The following is a 17098-nucleotide window of genomic DNA, read 5'->3' as shown; positions in this document are numbered from 1 at the left end:
TTGTTGCAAATTCCATGGTTACCGCTCAAGACTGCGCGCGTTTTTGCGCCGCTTCCAGCAGGTTGAAATCCTGCGGAAAATCATCCACCTGCACGCTGATATCGCCAAAGCGCGCAAAATCGTGCAAGACCTGCTGCTCGGCTTCCGTGATGTCACCGCTGGCCGCTGCTGCCGCTACCCAGTACTGCATCTCGATCAGGCTTTGCGGCAAAGGCGGCAGCGTACCGGCCTGGATCGCCGGCTTGAGCCGCGCTTCAATCGTATTCACCTGCGGGATCAGCTGGAACGCCAGCTCGCCGAAGGCATGCGGCGACTGTTCCACATTCGGCATGTGCATGCCGGCGGTCAGGCGGTCGCGGCTGTCGCCGTCGGTTTGCATGATCCGGGCTACCGTGCTGTCCAGCGCATCCGACGGCAGCTGGTAAGGCCGTCCGAAAGGAAAGGCGACGAAACGCAGCAGCACTGCCAACACACGGTTCGGGAAATTCTCCAGCACGCCCAGGTAAGCTTCCTGCGCCTGGTGCAGGGAATCCTGGATCGCCCAATGCACATAGGGCAAATCTTCCTGCGGCCGGCCGTCGTCCTCGTAGCGTTTGAGGACGCTGGACACCAGGTACAGCTGCGACAGGATGTCGCCCAGGCGGCCGGAAATCCGCTCGCGGAATTTCAGCGAACCGCCGATGACAAACATCGACATGTCGCTCAGCAGCGCGAAGGCAGCCGACATGCGGTTGACCGCACGGTAGAAATGCCGCAGCTCCTGCGGCGCCGCGCTCGGCGCGGCTGGCAGGCTGCCGCTGGACAGTCCGGCCAGCAAGGTCCGTGAAAAATTGGCGAACACAAAGCTGACATGGGCGAAGAATGCCTGGTCGAAATCGGCCAGGGCCTGGTCCTGGTCAGCCTCGCCGGCAGCCGCCATTTCCTTCAGCACATAAGGATGGCAACGGATCGCGCCCTGGCCGAAAATGATCAGGCAGCGCGTCAGGATATTTGCGCCTTCGACCGTAATCGCGATCGGCATCTGCTGGTAGCTGCGCGCCAGGAAATTATTCGGCCCCATGCAAATGCCCTTGCCGCCCAATACATCCATGCCGGCATTGACCAGCACCCGGCCGCGCTCGGTCACATGGTATTTCGAGATGGCGGAAATCACCGAAGGTTTTTCGCCGGCATCCACCGCCAGCGCCGACAGCCGCCGCACCGCATCCATCAGGTACAGGTTGCCGCCCATGCGCGCCAGCATCTCGTGGATGCCTTCGAACTTGCCGATCGGGATCTTGAACTGGTGGCGCATCGCTACGTAGGCACTGGTGCCGCGCACCGCCAGCTTGGAAAAGCCGACCGTGGACGACGGCAGGGAAATCGCGCGGCCGGCAGCCAGGCATTCCATCAGCATGCGCCAGCCCTTGCCGATCATGTCGCGGCCGCCGATCACCCAGTCCAGCGGAATGAACACATCCTTGCCGGAAGTCGGTCCGTTCTGGAACACCGCATTCAAGGGCCAATGGCGGCGGCCGGTCACCACGCCGGGATGGTTGGTAGGGATCAGCGCGCAGGTGATGCCGAGGTCGGTCGGTCGATCAGTTGACCCCTCGGCCGCCAGCAAATGGTCCGGATCGTGCACCCGGAACGCCAGGCCCAGCACCGTCGCCACCGGCCCCAGCGTGATATAGCGCTTGTCCCAGGTAATCCGGAAGCCCAGCATTTCCTGGCCGTCGTAGCTGCCCGTGCACACCACGCCGATATCCGGGATCGCCGCCGCATCGGAACCGGCGTAAGGACTGGTCAAGGCAAAACAGGGAATCTCCTCGCCGGCGGCCAGCCGCGGCAGGAAATAATCCTTTTGCACTTCGGTGCCGTATTGCAGCAACAGCTCGGCCGGGCCTAGCGAGTTCGGCACCATCACCGAAATCGCCGCGGCCGAACAGTGCGAAGACAACTTCATGATCACCTGCGAATGCATGTAGGCGGAGAATTCCTTGCCGCCATACTGCTTGGGAATGATCATGCCGAGAAACCCTTTTTCCTTGACGAACTGCCAGGCTTGCGGCGACAGGTCCTGCCACACCTCGGTGCTTTCCCAGTCGCTGATCAGGCCGCACAGCTGTTCTACTTCGTTGTCGAAAAAATCCTGCTCTTCAATCGTCAGCTGCGGCGCCGGCAGCTGCAGCAGCTTGTCCCAGGCCGGTTTGCCGGAAAACAGCTCGGCGTCCCACCAGGTGGTGCCTGCTTCGATGGCGTCGCGCTCGGTCTGCGACATGCGCGGCAGGATGCGCTGGAATATTTTCAGTATCGGGCGGCTCAGCAAGGCGTAGCGCAGCGGCTTGACCGCGACGATCAAGGTCGGGATCACCAGCAGCAGCAACAGCAGTATTGCCGCCAGTGCGCCGATCCCGGCAAACCGGAAACCGCCCCCGATCCAGAGCAGAATGGCCAGCAGCCAGATCCACGCGTTCGCGCGCAACTGCATTAATGCCATAGCGCCGACCAGCAGCGCTGCGATCCAATAGAACATGTTGACTCCCAATTTGGCGATTCATCGTGCAACGCGTCTTGGCCACAATCGAGGCAGGATGCGCTCGCAATCATGAAGACAGGGGCAGGACTTGATGTGGAACGGGCAGCGCAGGCAAAAGCTTTGCCTGACAAATGGCTCGGCGGCCCGGCAACCCGGTAATTCTTTAACCTTTGGTCACTTTTTGGCTAAGGAAAGTTCACGAAAAGCAAATTTAAATGTTATATAAAAATTATTTAACGTAAATATTTAACAATAAATAAGCACTGTCATATTCGCAATATGAAAGCCTTTGTAAATCTTTGTATCCGTTTGTCAACCTTACTATACAATCGCGCGTTACGTTGCTTGTGAACCTGCGCGCCATAAAAGTCCAAAAAAAACAGGCCGCCGAACATAACAACCAATAACTCCTCGCCGTCATGGACACCTCGTCGCCAGCCCAAGCCAGCAAGCAGCCATCAACCCATATCAGATAAAGTTACAAGAGCACACGCCTTTCATGAATAATTTAATGTTGATGACCGGTGCGACCGGCTTTTTAGGTGGCGCCAATGCAGTGGAGGCAATTCATCGCGGCCTGGGCAAGAACCTGCTGCTGCTGGCAAGGGCGGAAACCCCGGCCGCGGCGCACGCCAGAGTTATCGAAAACCTGCAACTGCTGGGCGCGAGCGCGGCCGACGTTGCGCAAATCGGCGTCGAGCAAATCCTCTGCTGCGATTTGTCGGAACTCGACAAGGTCAGCAACGACCCGCGCCTGGACCAGGTGTCGGTGGTGATCCATTCAGCCGCCCTGGCGACTTTCTCGAACCATCCTTTGCTCGAAACAATCAATGTCGACGGCACCTTGGCGCTCGGCAAGCTGATGCACCGGCGGCCGGCCCTGAAACGCTTCATGTATATCGGCACCGCCATGGCTTGCGGCGAAGGCGCCGGCATCAACGCCGTAGTGAAAGAACAGATCGATCTGCCGCTCGGCGACGAACACCTGGTGGCCTATACCCGCTCCAAGGCCATGGGCGAAAAGAAATTGCGCGACACTTATCCGGACCTGCCGGTGGTGTATGTCCGGCCGTCGATCATTGTCGGCCATACCGTGCTGGGCTGCGCCCCTTCGCAAAGCATCTTCTGGGTCTTCATGGTCTGGCAACTGCTGGGCGCGCTGACGACCTCCCTCGACGAAAAAGTCGACGTAGTGCCGGTCGACTGGTGCGCCCAGGCCATCATCGACCTGGCCCAGAAAGAAACGCTGACGCATAACGTTTTCCATATCTCGGCCGGCCTCGGCTCCAGCGTATCGTTCCGCGAAATCGACCTGGCGCTGGCGGCGGCGCGCGGCATCGAACCGATAGGCGCCACTTACAAGCAAATCAAGCCGGACGCCATCGCCACACTGTTGCCGCGCATGCGTGAATGCGTGCCCGAATGCAATGACCGCCTGCTGCTGCGCGCGCTCAAGCTGTATGGCGCTTTCGCCGGCCTGAATTATGTATTTGACAATGAAAACCTGCTGGCCGAAGGTATCCGCCCTGCCCCGCTGTTCACCGATTACCTTGCGCTCTGCGTCGAGTCGGCAAAACACATCCCGATTGCAGAGCAGATGAAGTGGGACTTCAAGTAGATTTTTTACAATATCTCACAGTAGTTTTGCGTTTATATCCGTGGCCATTCCGTTAGAATTGCTTACTAAAGTCAACAGGGGAAGCAGCCATGAAATGGGAAGGCAATCGGGAAAGTGACAACGTCGAAGACCGCCGCAGCGACGGTGGCGGCGGCGGTGGTTTCGGCGGCGGACGCTCCATTGGCCTCGGCACTATCGCGATTGCCCTGGTGGCTTCGTATTTCTTCGGCGTCAGCCCAAGCACTGTGCTGAGCCTGCTCAGCGGCGGGCCGGTCAGCCAGCCGCAATCGCAGCAAGCTCCCAACCGCACCGCGCCGGCAGCGGAAGACCGCCAGACCAAGTTCGTGCGCACCGTGCTGGCCGATACTGAAGACGTCTGGACCCAGATTTTCCGCGCCAATGGCAAGACCTATCCGGCGCCGACCCTGGTGCTGTTTTCCGGCGCCACGCAAACTGCCTGCGGCACCGGCCAGACCGCTTCTGGCCCCTTTTATTGCCCCGGCGACCGCAAGGTATACATCGACCTCAGCTTTTATCAATTGATGCAGCAGCGCTTCCATGTCTCCGGCGAATTTGCCCAGGCTTACGTGATCGCGCATGAAGTCGGACATCATGTGCAAAACCTGATGGGCATCATGGACAAGGTCAACAGCGCCGAACGCCAGATGTCGAAAGCACAGGCAAACGCCATGTCGGTGCGGCTGGAATTGCAAGCCGACTGCCTGGCCGGCGTCTGGGCCTTCCACGCCAACCAGGCGCGCAGCATTCTGGAGCAGGGCGATGTCGAAGGCGCCCTGAACGCAGCCACCGCGATCGGCGACGATGCCCTGCAAAAACAGGAGCAGGGATATGTGGTGCCTGATTCGTTCACCCACGGCACTTCGGCGCAGCGGGTACGCTGGTTCAAGCAAGGCGTCAGCAGCGGCGAAGTCAAATCCTGCAATACGTTTGAAGTCAAAACGCTTTAGCTGCAGCGTGCCACCTTATAACCGGACCAAGAAAATTCCATGACGATTGCCTACTGGTGCGTACTGATTGCCGGATTGATGCCGCTGTTTACGGTCGTCTTCGCCAAGCGTGGCCGCCCTGACTTTGACAACTCTGAACCGCGCGCCTGGCTGGAGAAACAGTCGGGACTGCGGCGCCGTGCCGATTACGCCCACCGCAATCATTTCGAGGCCTTCCCGTTTTTCGCCGCCGGCGTGATCATTGCGCAGCAAGTGCATGCGCCGCAAAACATGCTCAATCTGCTGGCGGCATTATTCATCGTCGCCCGCGTCGTCTACACTATCTTGTACCTGACTGACCGTCCCAGCCTGCGTTCGGCCGCGTGGTCCATTGCGTTCCTGTCCGCTATCGGCTTGTTCGTGCTGGCCGGACTGACGCATTAAAAGTGACATCATGCAGCACCAAGACACTATCCAACAGCTGCACGAAGCTTTGAGCGCATTGCAGGACAAGAGCAGCACCGTGGCAACCCTGTGCCAGGCCTGGCGCGCGCAAACCGCGCTGCTGTCGGCGCTGCCGCCGCGTTTTGCGGAAGTCGCGGAAAATTTTCTCGGGCGGCTGGAAGCCAGCAACCTGTTCACTGAAGAAAGCTGCTCGTTCAGCCAGCAGGATTTGCTGGACCACCTGCATGCCTGGCTGGACCAGGCGCAGCTGGCGCTCAGCCGCACGGCCAGCGCCTGACATTTATTTATTTTCATCGGAATACTATGCAACAACTGGAACTACGCCTCAACAGCGACTACGTCGAACTCAACCAACTGCTCAAGCTGACCGGCGTGTGCGACAGCGGCGGCGCCGGCAAGGCGCTGGTGGCCAGCGGCGTAGTTGCGGTCGACGGCAAGATCGAACTGCGCAAGACCTGCAAGATCCAGGCCGGCCAAAAAGTCACCATCGGCGATCTGCTCATCTACGTGCTGCCTCGGCGCAGCGGCGGCTGACCTTCGGATGGAAAATATCCTGGCGATCAGGGAGTTCTGGTTTGGCGACAGTCCCGACGATGTCACCACGGCCAACCAGCAAGCCGGCCTGTGGTGGGGCAAAAACCCCGACATCGATCTACAGATCAGGCAGCGCTTTGAAACGACCGTGCAGGCCGCCGAGAAAAACCAGCTGGCGGACTGGGAAAACACACCGCAGGGCGTAGTTGCCCTGGTCCTGCTGACCGATCAGTTCCCGCGCAATATGTACCGCAATACGCCACGCTCGTTCGCCTTCGATACGCTGGCGCGCGCCTTCTGCCGCAAGGGCTTGCAAACGGATTTTTATATGGCGCTGCGGCCGATCGAACGCCTCTTCCTGCACTTGCCGCTGACGCATTCGGAGCTGCTGCCAGACCAGGAACAGGCGGTGGCGCTTGGCACAGCGCTGGTAGAGCAGGTTGCGGCCGGCGAGAAGGAATGTTTTGCCGGCTACCTGTCGTTCGCCATCCGCCATCGCGACATCATTGCGCGCTTTGGCCGTTTCCCGCACCGCAACCAGATCCTGCAACGGCAGTCGACGCCTGCAGAACTGGAATTCCTGCAGCAGCCCGGATCGTCTTTCTAAAACCCTGTCAGCTTTACAAAGCGACGTTCAAGGGAATCTTCAAGTAACTCACGCCGTTCTCTTCCGCCGCCGGCAATACGCCGGCGCAGATGTTGAGCTGGATCGAAGGCAGCATCAGGGTCGGCAAGGCCAGCGTGGCGTCGCGCTGGTTGCGCATGGCGATGAATTCGCTTTCGCTGATGCCGTCGCGCACATGGATGTTTTTTGCATGCTGCTCGGCGACTGTCGACTCGCAGGCTGGGTGCCGGCCATCAGGTGGATAGTCGTGGCATACGAACAGCCGGGTCGACGGCGGCAAGCTGAGCAGCCTGCCTGCCGACCGATACAAGGCGCTGGCGCTGCCGCCGGGAAAATCGCAGCGCGCGGTGCCGAGGTCCGGCATGAACAGCGTGTCGCCGACAAACGCGACGTCCTGCCCTACTAGGTAAGCCATGTCGGCCGGCGTATGGCCCGGGACATGCAGCGCTTGCGCACGCAGGTCGCCGATATGGAAAACCTCGTCCGGTGCGAACAAATGGTCGAACTGGGTCCCGTCCAGCAAAAACTCCGATTGCAGGTTGAAGATTTTCTTGAATACTCCCTGCACCACCTGGATCTGGTCGCCGATGGCGATTGCACCGCCCAGCCGCCGGCGCAGGTAAGGCGCCGCCGAAATGTGGTCGGCATGGGCATGGGTTTCCAACAGCCATTGCACCTTCAAGCTCCTGCGGTGCACGAATTCGATCACGCGGTCAGCCGCGGCGGTTGAGGTGCGGCCGGCGACCGGATCGTAATCCAGCACCGAATCGATAATCGCGCACTCGCTGCCCGCCGCGGCATAAACCACATAAGTGAATGTCGCGGTGTTCTCGTCAAAAATGACTTCTATTTGTGGACTTGCCATCTATCTGCATCCTCAACTTAACAATACGTAACTATATATAAACATATACAACATTGACAAATGCCTAAGCCATCTTATATTATTAACAATCAAACAAGTAGCGGGCAAGCGGCAATGCCTGGATTGAACAGATATTTTCACTGGAGCAAAACAAGATAGAGCGCGGCCGCGAGCCTGACCGCACATTGTTAACAGAATTGGTAAACCAAGGTCAATCCCTGACTTCTGTCAGTCCACCCAGGCGCCGGCCAAGCATCATTATCCGCGCCTTCCCGCCTTGCCATCTTTAACAGGCCGCCATCGCCGCCCGGCAAACCGTATCCGCTCGCCAGGTTTCGGCCGGAAACAAGCAGATTCAAGCAGGTTCACACAAACCCAAGTAAGTAGTGCCACCCGCTCATCACGATGGAATCAGCACCTATGAACTTTAATCTCTTCAAGCATAACGACTTTTTTTCAACCGCCAGTCAAATCGGACTGGAAGACTTGCCCATCATCCTGGCCGCCGGCTACAAGTCGGTGATCTGCAATCGCCCTGACGCTGAAGACGGCGGCCACCACGTGGGCAGCAAGGAGCTGGCCGCGGCTTGCGAAGCGCTTGGCCTGGCTTTCAGCTACCTGCCCGCCGACGCTACCCATCTCAGCAAAGAACACGGCGCGGCGCTGCGCCTGCTGCTGGCCGACATGCCGGCCCCGGTCCTGGCCTTTTGCCGCACCGGCAACCGCTCGACCAACATCTTCCGGCTGGCGAACCTGATCGACGCGCCGGTCCAGGCAGCCGGCGCCGGCAACGATAAGCTCAAGCAGTATGAAATCGTGATCGTCGGCGGCGGTTCCGCCGGCATCGCGGTTGCGAGCAGCTTGCTCAAGCGCGCTCCCAATGCCCAGATCGCAATCGTCGATCCCAGCAGCCAGCATTATTACCAGCCGGCCTGGACGCTGGTCGGGCGCGGCATTTTCGACAGCAGAAAAACCGTGCGGCCGATGGCGTCGCTGATACCTGCGGGTGCGCAGTGGATCCCGCAAGCGGTGTCTGAATTCTTGCCCGACCATAACCGCATCCGGCTCGACAACGGCTGCCTGATCGCCTACCAGCAGCTGATCGTCTGCCCCGGCTTGCGGCTGGCCTGGGAGAGGATAGAGGGCCTGGAACAAACGTTGGGAAAAAACGGCGTGACCTCGAATTACCGCCACGACCTGGCGCCATACACCTGGCAACTGGTGTCGCAATTAAAACAGGGCAAGGCGCTGTTTTCGCAGCCGGCCATGCCGATCAAATGCGCCGGCGCGCCGCAAAAAGCCATGTACCTCTCGTGCGACCACTGGCTGCGCAAAGGCTTGCTGAAACAGATAGAGGTCGAATTCAACAACGCCGGCACTGCACTGTTCGGCGTCGCGGCATTTGTGCCGCCGCTGATGCGCTATGTCAAAAAATACCAGGCGCGCCTGGTGCTTGAATCGAATCTGGTCAAGGTCGACGGCCCAAACAAACTGGCGTGGTTCGACGTCAAGGATAATGCCGGCGTTAGCAGCCGCCAGCAAAAATCGTTCGACATGCTGCACGCGGTGCCGCCGCAGGTTGCCCCGGATGCGGTGCGCAACAGCCCGCTGGCCAATGTCGACGGCTGGTGCGAAGTCGACCCGGCTTCGCTGCGGCATGTCCGATACAGGAATGTGTTCGCATTGGGAGACGTGTGCTCGACCGCCAACGCAAAGACCGTGGCGGCGATCCGCAAACAAGCCGTGGTGGTGGCAAGCAACCTGCTCGCCTCCTGCGCCGGCAAACCGCTGGACGCGCGTTACGACGGTTACGGCGCCTGCCCGCTCACAGTCGAAAAAGGCAAGGTGATACTGGCCGAGTTCGGTTATGGCGGCAAGCTGCTGCCGACCTTCCGGCTCGACCCGACCGTCGCCCGCCGCAGCGCCTGGTTCCTGAAGACTACCGTGCTGCCCTGGGTTTACTGGAAGCTGATGCTGAGAGGCAAAGAGTGGCTGGCGAAGTCCTCGGAATCCGCCGAGCATCCATGATCAGCGCAATGCCCGCAGCAACCTCAGGCCGTTAAACACTACCAGCAAGCTCGCTCCCATGTCGGCGAACACCGCCATCCACAGGGTGGCTTCGCCGGTCAGCGCCAGCACCAGAAAGATGGCTTTGATGCCTAGCGCCAACGTAATGTTTTGCATCAGCACCGTGTGTGTCTTTTTGCTCAAGCGGATGAAGTCCGCGATCTTGCGCAAGTCGTCATCCATCAGCGCCACGTCGGCGGTTTCCAGCGCCGTGTCGCTGCCTGCCGCCCCCATCGCAAATCCGATATCGGCTTGCGCCAGCGCCGGCGCATCGTTGATGCCGTCGCCCACCATGCCGACGTAGCCGTAACGCGCGCGCAAGTCGTTGATGGCGTCGCGCTTGTCTTGCGGCAGCTGGTCGCCGCGGGCGTCGCTGATGCCGACCTGGGTTGCGATGGCCTGCGCGGTATGCGCATTGTCGCCGGTCAGCATGACAGCTTCGACTCCGATTGCCTGCAGCCTGGCGACTGCTTCGACTGCAATGTCGCGCACCGTATCGGCCACTGCCAGGATAAGCAAGGGTTGGGTAGCCGAACACAGCACCACGGTGGTCTTGCCTTCGCTCTCCAGCGCCGACAGGCGCGCTTCCAGCGCTGGATTGCAGATATCCATCTCGTGCACCAGGCGATGATTGCCAAGATAGAATTGCTGGCCGTCGATACTGCCTTGCACGCCGCGGCCGGTCAACGCTTCAAACGCGCCGACTTCAAACAGGTTTCCGGCATTGGCCAAGGTTTGCCAGTGCACCGCTACCGCGCCCGACACCGGATGGTCGGAACGGCTGGCCAGGCTCGCGGCCTGGCGCTGCAGCTGGTGCAGCAGGTCGTCATCAGCCGCCGGCTGCACCAGCTGCACATCGGTGACGCCTGGCTTGCCCAAGGTCAGCGTGCCGGTCTTGTCCAGCGCCAGCGCCTTGATCTTGCGCCCCATCTCCAGGTACACCCCGCCCTTGACCAGCACGCCGCTCCTGGCCGCCGCCGCCAGCCCGCTCACCACCGTCACCGGCGTCGAAATCACCAGCGCGCAAGGACAGGCGATCACCAACAGCACCAGGGCCTTGTACAGCCACGGATAGAACTCCGCGCCCATCAGCAGCGGCGGCAAGGTGGCGACCAGCAACGCAGCCAGCACCACTACCGGAATGTAATAGCGCGCAAACTGATCAACGAAACGCTGGGTCGGCGCGCGCTCGCCCTGCGCCTGCTGCACGCTCTTGATGATGCGCGCCAGGGTCGAATTGGCTTGCAGCGCGGTCACCCGGTAGACAAAGGAGCCGCGCTCGTTGATGGTGCCGGCAAACACCTGGTCGCCGGCCTGTTTTTCCACCGGCATGCTTTCACCGGTGATCGCGGCCTGGTTGATGGTGGTCTGGCCGTCGGTCACCAGGCCATCGAGCGGCACGCGCGCACCCGGCTTGACGCGGATCAGCGCCGCCAGTTCCACCTCGCCGGTGGCGACCTCGCGCCACTCGCCCTCGGCGCCTTGCACCGTGGCCAGGTCCGGCGCCATCGCCATCAGCCCTTTGATCGCATTGCGGGCGCGGTCCAGCGACAAGGCCTCGATCATTTCCGCCAGCGCGAACAGGAAAATCACTACCGCCGCTTCCGGCCATTGGCCGATGATGGCCGCGCCTATCACCGCCAGCGACATCAGGAAATTCATGTTGAGGGAAAAATTACGCAATGCAATCCAGCCCTTTTTCAAGGTATCCAGGCCGCCGCTCAGAATCGCTACCAGGGCCAGGCCGATCACCAGCCATGAACTATCCTGGCCGCCGCTCCAGACCACTACCTCGGCGCCAACAGCGGTCATGCCGGAAAGCGCCATCAGCAGCCACTTCCTGCGGGATATCTTGAAAGCGCCGTCGCTGGCGGTCAGATCGGCGGCGCCGGTCAGCGTGTCCGATTTGAGCACCGGCTCCAGGTCCAGCGCCTTCAAGGCGGCAACGATGGCATCCACCGAAGGCAGGCGATGCTGGACCGTCAGCTCGCGCTGGATCAGGTTGAACTGCATGGCTTCGATGCCGGCCATGTTCCTGAATCTGTCGCGTATCAGTTTTTCTTCGGTCGGGCAATCCATCTTCTGGATCAGGAACACCGCCTGTTCCGCCCCTGCAATCAGCGGCGCACGGCCGGCGGCGGATGCGCCCGCATCTGCGTGCGCATGCTGGTGCTCATGTTTGTGATCGTGCTTATGCTCGTGACCATGCTGGTGATCGTTATGGTCGTGTTCGCAACGGCCCATGATGTGCTCCTTGATTCGGGTTTTGAAGATGCAATTGATTACTCCTTGCATATTTAAAACCCTGTAGCTACTATAAGGTCAAGGATTTATCTTGAAATAACCCGGAAAGAGCTGCCATGAGCGCAATTTCACTCAAAATCGGAGAGCTGGCCAGCCATGCCGGCTGCCCGGTGGAAACCATCCGCTACTACGAACGCGAAGGCCTGCTGCCGCTGGCGGCGCGCTCGCAAAACAATTACCGCCTGTACGGACAGGCGCATATCGAGCGCCTGCAGTTCATCCGCCATTGCCGTTCGCTGGACATGACGCTGGACGAAGTGCGCAGGTTATTGCAGTTTCGAGACCTGCCGGAAGACAATTGCGCCGAGGTCAACAGCTTGCTGGACCACCATATCGAGCACGTCGCCGACCGCATCAGCGAATTGAAAGCATTGCAGACCCAGCTCAAACAGTTGCGCAAGCAATGCCAGAAAACGCAAGCCGCCAAGGATTGCGGCATCCTGCAAGGCCTGGCCGACATGGAAGACGAAGCGCCGGCCAACCTTGGCAGCCACGGCGGCGGCGTCCATTAAACCGACACGATGAATATCCACTCCGATGACCTGCGGATTTTTATCGCCGTGGTTGACAGCGGCACGCTCAGCGCTGCAGCCGAACAGCTGGGACAGACCACGTCCGGCCTGAGCCGCGCCTTGTCGCGGCTGGAACAGAAACTGGCCACCTCGCTCCTGACGCGCACCACGCGCCGCATGGAGCTGACGGAAGAAGGCCATCTTTTCCTGGAAAAGGCGCGCACGATCATCGCGGCGATGGAAGAAGCCGAAGAGGCGATCCAGGTGCGTCACCAAAGACCGTCAGGACGCTTGCGGGTGGACGCTTCGCCTCCCTTCATGCTGCATTGCATAGTGCCGCACATCGCCGAATTCCGCAGCAACTACCCGGACATCACGCTGGAGCTGACCAGCAACGACCAGAACATCGACCTGCTGCAGCAGCGCACCGACATCGCCATCCGCCACGGCGCACTGCAAGACTCGATGCTGCATGCGCGCCGCCTCGGATCGAGCCTGCAGCACATCGTCGCCAGCCCCGAATACCTGCGCAAACACGGCACGCCGGCCAGCGCGGAAGAACTGGAGCAGCACCAGCTGATCGGCTTCACCCAGCCGGAATCGCTCAACACCTGGCCGCTGCGGCAGCAGCAGGAAGAAAACCTGGCGATCAGTCCGACGCTGCTGGCTTCGGGCGGCGAAACCATACGCCAACTGGCGCTGCAGGGCCTGGGCATTACCTGCCTGTCGGCGTTCATGGTGCGCGAAGATATCGCGCGAGGAACCCTGACCGACATCCTGGCAAGCCATAACAACGGTTATCGCCAGCAGATCCACGCGGTGTACTACAGGAACACACAGCTGGCGCGGCGCATCAGCTGCTTCCTCGATTTCCTGCAGCTAAAACTCTAACCCTCGGATTTCAAGCCGCCGAAGCCTGCTGCGCAATCCACAGATCTATCTGCGTTTCCAGCATCTCCAGCGGCAAGGCGCCATTGTCGATGACGGCGTTGTTGAAGCGCCGCAGGTCGAACTTGCTGCCCAGCTCCTGCTGCGCTTTTTCCCGCAAGGCCTTGATTTTCAGCTGGCCGATCTTATAGCCCAACGCCTGGCCCGGATCGACGATATAGCGATCGATTTCGACCTGGTTGTCGTGCGGCGGATTGGCGGTGTTCACATTCATGTAGTCGATCGCCTGCTGCCGGCTCCAGCCCAGTGCATGCATGCCGGTATCCACCACCAGCCGGGCGGCGCGGAACAGCTCATCGTTGAGATGGCCGAATTTCGAGTAGGGATCGGTATAGAAGCCCATTTCACCGCCCAGGCTTTCAGCATACAGCGCCCAGCCTTCGCCAAACGCGACGTACCAGCCGAACCGCCGGAATTCCGGCAAGCCCTTGATTTCCTGGGCGCGCGCGGTTTGCAGATGGTGGCCCGGGACCGATTCATGCAAGGTCAGAGTTTCCATTTCCCACTTGGGGCGCGAATCCAGCTTCGACAGGTTGGCAACGAAATAGCCCGGCCGCGAGCCGTCCGGCGTTCCCGGTTCGTAGTAAGCGCCGGCCTGGTTCTCGGCGCCTACTTCCGGCACCGCTTTGACATCGACCGGAGCACGCGGAATATCGGCAAAAAAGCGCGGCAGCTGTGCCGAAGATTTCTTGATGATGTCCTTGTAACCGGCCAGCAAATCTTCCGGTTTGGTGTAATAGAAGCGCGGATCGGTATTCAGGAAAGTGATGAATTCCGCAAACGTTCCCTTGAAACCGGTCTGCTGCATCACCAGCTTCATTTCTCCCTGGATCCGCGCCACTTCCTGCAAGCCAACGTCATGGATCTCTTGCGGCGTCATGCCGGTGGTTGTGTTTTCCTTCACCTTGTAGGCGTAATACGCCGCGCCGCCAGGCAAACTGGAGGCTGCTATGCTGTCGCGGCAGGCTGGCAGGTAGCTGTTGCTGATATACGCCTCCAGCTTGCGGAAAGCCGGCGCCACGCCTTGGTGCAGCAAGCGTTGGCCTTCACGCGCCAGGCTTGCGCGCTGCGCCGCCGGGATCGAGGCCGGCATGTCCTTGAACGGGACAGCCAGGGGACTGCGGTCGAGCTTGGCGACAAATTCCTGCAGTTGTCCGGGAACCACGCTCATCGTGACTTTGGGCGCGACCCAACCGGATTTGACGCCTTGCTGCAATTGCGCGATCACGCCGTCGACATACTTGGGCAAAGCGCGCAAGCGTCCCAGGTAGTTGCGGTAATCCTTGGCAGTGCTGAACGGCGTCTGCGCTACCAGCTGAGGAAATTCGAACTGGACCCCGCTCAATTGCGAGATCGGCTCCGGGTTATACGGATAAAACTTCGCAGCCTGGATGTTTTTCTGTTTTTCATAGATAAACAGGTCATACGAAAGCAGGTCCTGGCCGCTCAGCTTGCTGCGGTCGATGCGCTCGGCTTGCAGCAGCATCTGCTGCTGGTGAGTATTGCCGGCCAGGCTGGCGGCCAGCGATGCATCCGACAGGCGGTCGTTATAACGATTGTCGCCGACCGCGGTAGCGAATTCGGGCGCGTTGCGCATGCTCCATTGCCAGTCGCTGTCGAACAGCGTATTGAGTTGCTGCTGCGGTGTCGCCGCCTGGCCGAGCGGCGCCAGTAGCAGGCCAAAAAGAAAAAGGAATTTGTTCATCCATGTCTCCGAAGATTAGCTCGCCATTCTAGCAAACTAAACAGGGAAACATTCTTGATGGAAATCTCCTGCCCGCTGTTCCGTTTCAGCCTGAAAAACGGGATCAGGCAAAGATAATCGTCTCGTCGGATTTACCGCGTGGCGCCGCCACCACCATGTTGCGGCCGCTGTGCTTGGCTTGGTACAAGGCCTGGTCGGCGCGGCCTATCAGGCTTTCAAGGTCGTTGTCGCATTCAAAAGCCACCACGCCAAAACTGGCGGTGACATTGACTATCTCGCCGCCATCCAGCTGGCAATCGCAGGAGTCGATGGCACAGCGCAATTTCTCGGCCGCGGCAAATCCCTGGGACAAGTCGATTTCGGGCAGCATCAGGAGGAATTCCTCGCCGCCGTATCGCGCCAGCAGGTCGACCTTGCGATGATGCCGCCGGCACAGGTCCGCTACCACGCGCAATACCTGGTCGCCGGCCTGGTGTCCGTAACGGTCATTGACAGTCTTGAAATGGTCGACGTCCATCAAGATCAGCGTCAATTGCCGCCGGTAGCGCTGGGCAATGCCGAATTGCTGCTCGCCTTGCGCGAAAAAAGCGCGGCGATTCAGCAGGCCGGTCAGGAAATCCGTATCGGACAAAGTCTGCAATTGCGCGATCATTTCTTCGCGCTGTTTTTCCAGGCGGACCTTGGCCAGGCTATGCGCCTTCAGCACATGGATTACGCGCATCATGACGCCGATTTCGTCGTCATGGCGCGGCATCGGGATTACCGTGTTGAACCGCTCGTCGGCCAGCGATACGAACAGATCGGTGGCGTCAAGGATAGGACGCAAGACACGCAACCGTATCACCTGCATGAGCAGCACGAAAATAGCGAGAGCAACCGCGCCCAGGACGGTTGCCGCCACCAGGAAAAAGGCGGCCTGCCTGTTCTGGCGCCTGGCCTGCTGCAGCATTTCCGCCAGGACCAGGTCGCGCAGATGCGGAATCGCGGCCATTCTCGGTACGTAGCGAACCACCATTTCGCGGGCGCTCAGACCATAGTCTCCGGAGCTGCGTCCGATTGCAAACAGCTCGTTCAGGAAACCCAGGCCGGCGCCGAGATAACGATCGCGCACCGCATCCAGGGCAGCTTTCAAAACCGGATTATCCTGGTAAGGACGCAATTGCAGTTCAATCCCGGAATACAGCTGACTGATCTCACCCGACAGCCTGGAAAATGCGTAGATTTCCTGGGAGGTCAAAGGCCGGTGAGCGATCACCGGCGCGGTAAACACGGCGCCAATCCGGCCAGCGATATTACGCAGGCTGGAAGCCAGCAGTGCGCCTTCCAGGCCGTCGCTAAGCTGCGGGTCGGAGCGGACGGCGACATCGGCCAGAGCAACGATTGCCGGGGCAAAACCGCTGTCCGCACGGGCCATCATCTGCAGCACGGCATCGACCGCGGCCACGTCGCGCTGCCGTACCGGCAGCGCCAGCAGCAGATCCATCTCTTTGCGCATCGTCGCCAGCGCCTGCTCGGTCGACGCAACATGCGCGATCACCGGCGCCAGTTGGGGAACCGCCTGCATTTGCAAGGCGCGGCGCAAGCTTGCCAGCGCCCGATCGCTCGCAAAACGCGCCTGGTCCAGTCCTGCAAATTCCTTGGCGGCAGCGTCCGGTTCTTGCAGCAATAGCGAGTTGCCAGGGCCGCGCTCGGCCGCCAGCTTTTCTTCCGCCAGCAATGCCAGCTGCAGGTTCCTGATGGCGGGCATGCTTTTTGTGCTGCGTTCGTATACGGCCCATTCGCTGCTAACGATCCGGCCGATCAGGACCAGGAAAAGCAGCATCAGCAAGATCGAAATCAGCCAGAACAAGCGATTGAGCGACATACGAAATAACATACGCCCCGACGGGAATGTAATACATTGTTTTTAATAGTTACAATCTATTTAAAACGAAATATAAATAGATTATTCATTAAATGATCGTATCACACCTCGCAAAAACCGCAACTT

14 protein-coding genes are annotated in these 17098 nt (G+C 59.9%); 9 read left to right on the top strand and 5 right to left on the bottom strand.

What is annotated here, in order from left to right:
- Window positions 1–25: 25 nt before the first annotated feature.
- Window positions 26–2515 (bottom strand): acyl-CoA dehydrogenase, encoded by a 2490-nt coding sequence (locus CFU_RS05885; protein WP_041741373.1) that lies wholly within the window; start codon window positions 2513–2515, stop codon window positions 26–28.
- 502 nt (window positions 2516–3017) lie between these two features.
- On the opposite strand from CFU_RS05885, the gene CFU_RS05880 reads away from it, so the two are divergent.
- From CFU_RS05880 to CFU_RS05855, 6 genes are all read left to right on the top strand, one after another.
- On the top strand, window positions 3018–4136 hold the full coding sequence (locus tag CFU_RS05880; protein ID WP_014005122.1) for an SDR family oxidoreductase: 1119 nt from the start codon (window positions 3018–3020) through the stop codon (window positions 4134–4136).
- A gap of 89 nt (window positions 4137–4225) precedes the next feature.
- Entirely contained in the window at window positions 4226–5104 is an 879-nt protein-coding gene (ypfJ, locus tag CFU_RS05875; protein WP_014005121.1) for a KPN_02809 family neutral zinc metallopeptidase, read from the top strand.
- 39 nt (window positions 5105–5143) lie between these two features.
- Window positions 5144–5527, top strand: coding sequence for an MAPEG family protein (locus CFU_RS05870; protein ID WP_014005120.1), 384 nt, complete (start codon window positions 5144–5146; stop codon window positions 5525–5527).
- 10 nt (window positions 5528–5537) lie between these two features.
- The gene (locus CFU_RS05865; RefSeq protein WP_014005119.1) at window positions 5538–5825 is read left to right on the top strand and encodes a hypothetical protein; all 288 of its coding nucleotides are present in this window, start codon (window positions 5538–5540) and stop codon (window positions 5823–5825) included.
- Window positions 5826–5851: 26 nt separating this feature from the next.
- Entirely contained in the window at window positions 5852–6082 is a 231-nt protein-coding gene (locus CFU_RS05860) for an RNA-binding S4 domain-containing protein (protein ID WP_014005118.1), read from the top strand.
- Window positions 6083–6089: 7 nt separating this feature from the next.
- A complete protein-coding gene (locus tag CFU_RS05855; RefSeq protein ID WP_014005117.1) occupies window positions 6090–6689 on the top strand; it encodes a DUF924 family protein in 600 nt (199 codons plus the stop codon).
- 13 nt (window positions 6690–6702) lie between these two features.
- Here the strand turns inward: CFU_RS05855 and CFU_RS05850 are convergent, their stop codons facing one another.
- Window positions 6703–7572 carry an MBL fold metallo-hydrolase gene (locus tag CFU_RS05850; protein ID WP_014005116.1) on the bottom strand — a complete coding sequence of 290 codons (870 nt, stop codon included), beginning with the start codon at window positions 7570–7572 and terminating at the stop codon, window positions 6703–6705.
- A 420-nt stretch (window positions 7573–7992) separates the two neighbouring features.
- Between CFU_RS05850 and CFU_RS05845 the strand changes: the two genes are divergently transcribed.
- Window positions 7993–9600 (top strand): bifunctional protein tyrosine phosphatase family protein/NAD(P)/FAD-dependent oxidoreductase, encoded by a 1608-nt coding sequence (locus CFU_RS05845; protein ID WP_148264771.1) that lies wholly within the window; start codon window positions 7993–7995, stop codon window positions 9598–9600.
- Here the strand turns inward: CFU_RS05845 and CFU_RS05840 are convergent, their stop codons facing one another.
- Window positions 9601–11883 (bottom strand): heavy metal translocating P-type ATPase, encoded by a 2283-nt coding sequence (locus tag CFU_RS05840; protein WP_041741372.1) that lies wholly within the window; start codon window positions 11881–11883, stop codon window positions 9601–9603.
- A gap of 116 nt (window positions 11884–11999) precedes the next feature.
- Between CFU_RS05840 and cadR the strand changes: the two genes are divergently transcribed.
- Both cadR and CFU_RS05830 read left to right on the top strand, forming a co-directional pair.
- On the top strand, window positions 12000–12455 hold the full coding sequence (cadR, locus tag CFU_RS05835) for a Cd(II)/Pb(II)-responsive transcriptional regulator (RefSeq protein WP_014005113.1): 456 nt from the start codon (window positions 12000–12002) through the stop codon (window positions 12453–12455).
- 9 nt (window positions 12456–12464) lie between these two features.
- A complete protein-coding gene (locus CFU_RS05830; RefSeq protein ID WP_014005112.1) occupies window positions 12465–13346 on the top strand; it encodes a LysR family transcriptional regulator in 882 nt (293 codons plus the stop codon).
- 10 nt (window positions 13347–13356) lie between these two features.
- On the opposite strand, the gene CFU_RS05825 is transcribed toward CFU_RS05830, so the two are convergent.
- Together CFU_RS05825 and CFU_RS05820 are read right to left on the bottom strand one after the other, a co-directional pair.
- Complete coding sequence (locus tag CFU_RS05825; RefSeq protein ID WP_014005111.1) at window positions 13357–15108, bottom strand: DUF885 domain-containing protein; 1752 nt, start codon at window positions 15106–15108, stop codon at window positions 13357–13359.
- A gap of 103 nt (window positions 15109–15211) precedes the next feature.
- Window positions 15212–16972 carry a GGDEF domain-containing protein gene (locus CFU_RS05820; protein WP_041741371.1) on the bottom strand — a complete coding sequence of 587 codons (1761 nt, stop codon included), beginning with the start codon at window positions 16970–16972 and terminating at the stop codon, window positions 15212–15214.
- Window positions 16973–17098: the final 126 nt, after the last annotated feature.

Origin of the sequence: Collimonas fungivorans Ter331, assembly GCF_000221045.1 — a bacterium.
Lineage (GTDB): Bacteria > Pseudomonadota > Gammaproteobacteria > Burkholderiales > Burkholderiaceae_D > Collimonas > Collimonas fungivorans_A.
The sequence above is the reverse complement of the archived record's forward strand: the minus strand, read 5'-3'. Positions and strand labels throughout refer to the sequence as shown.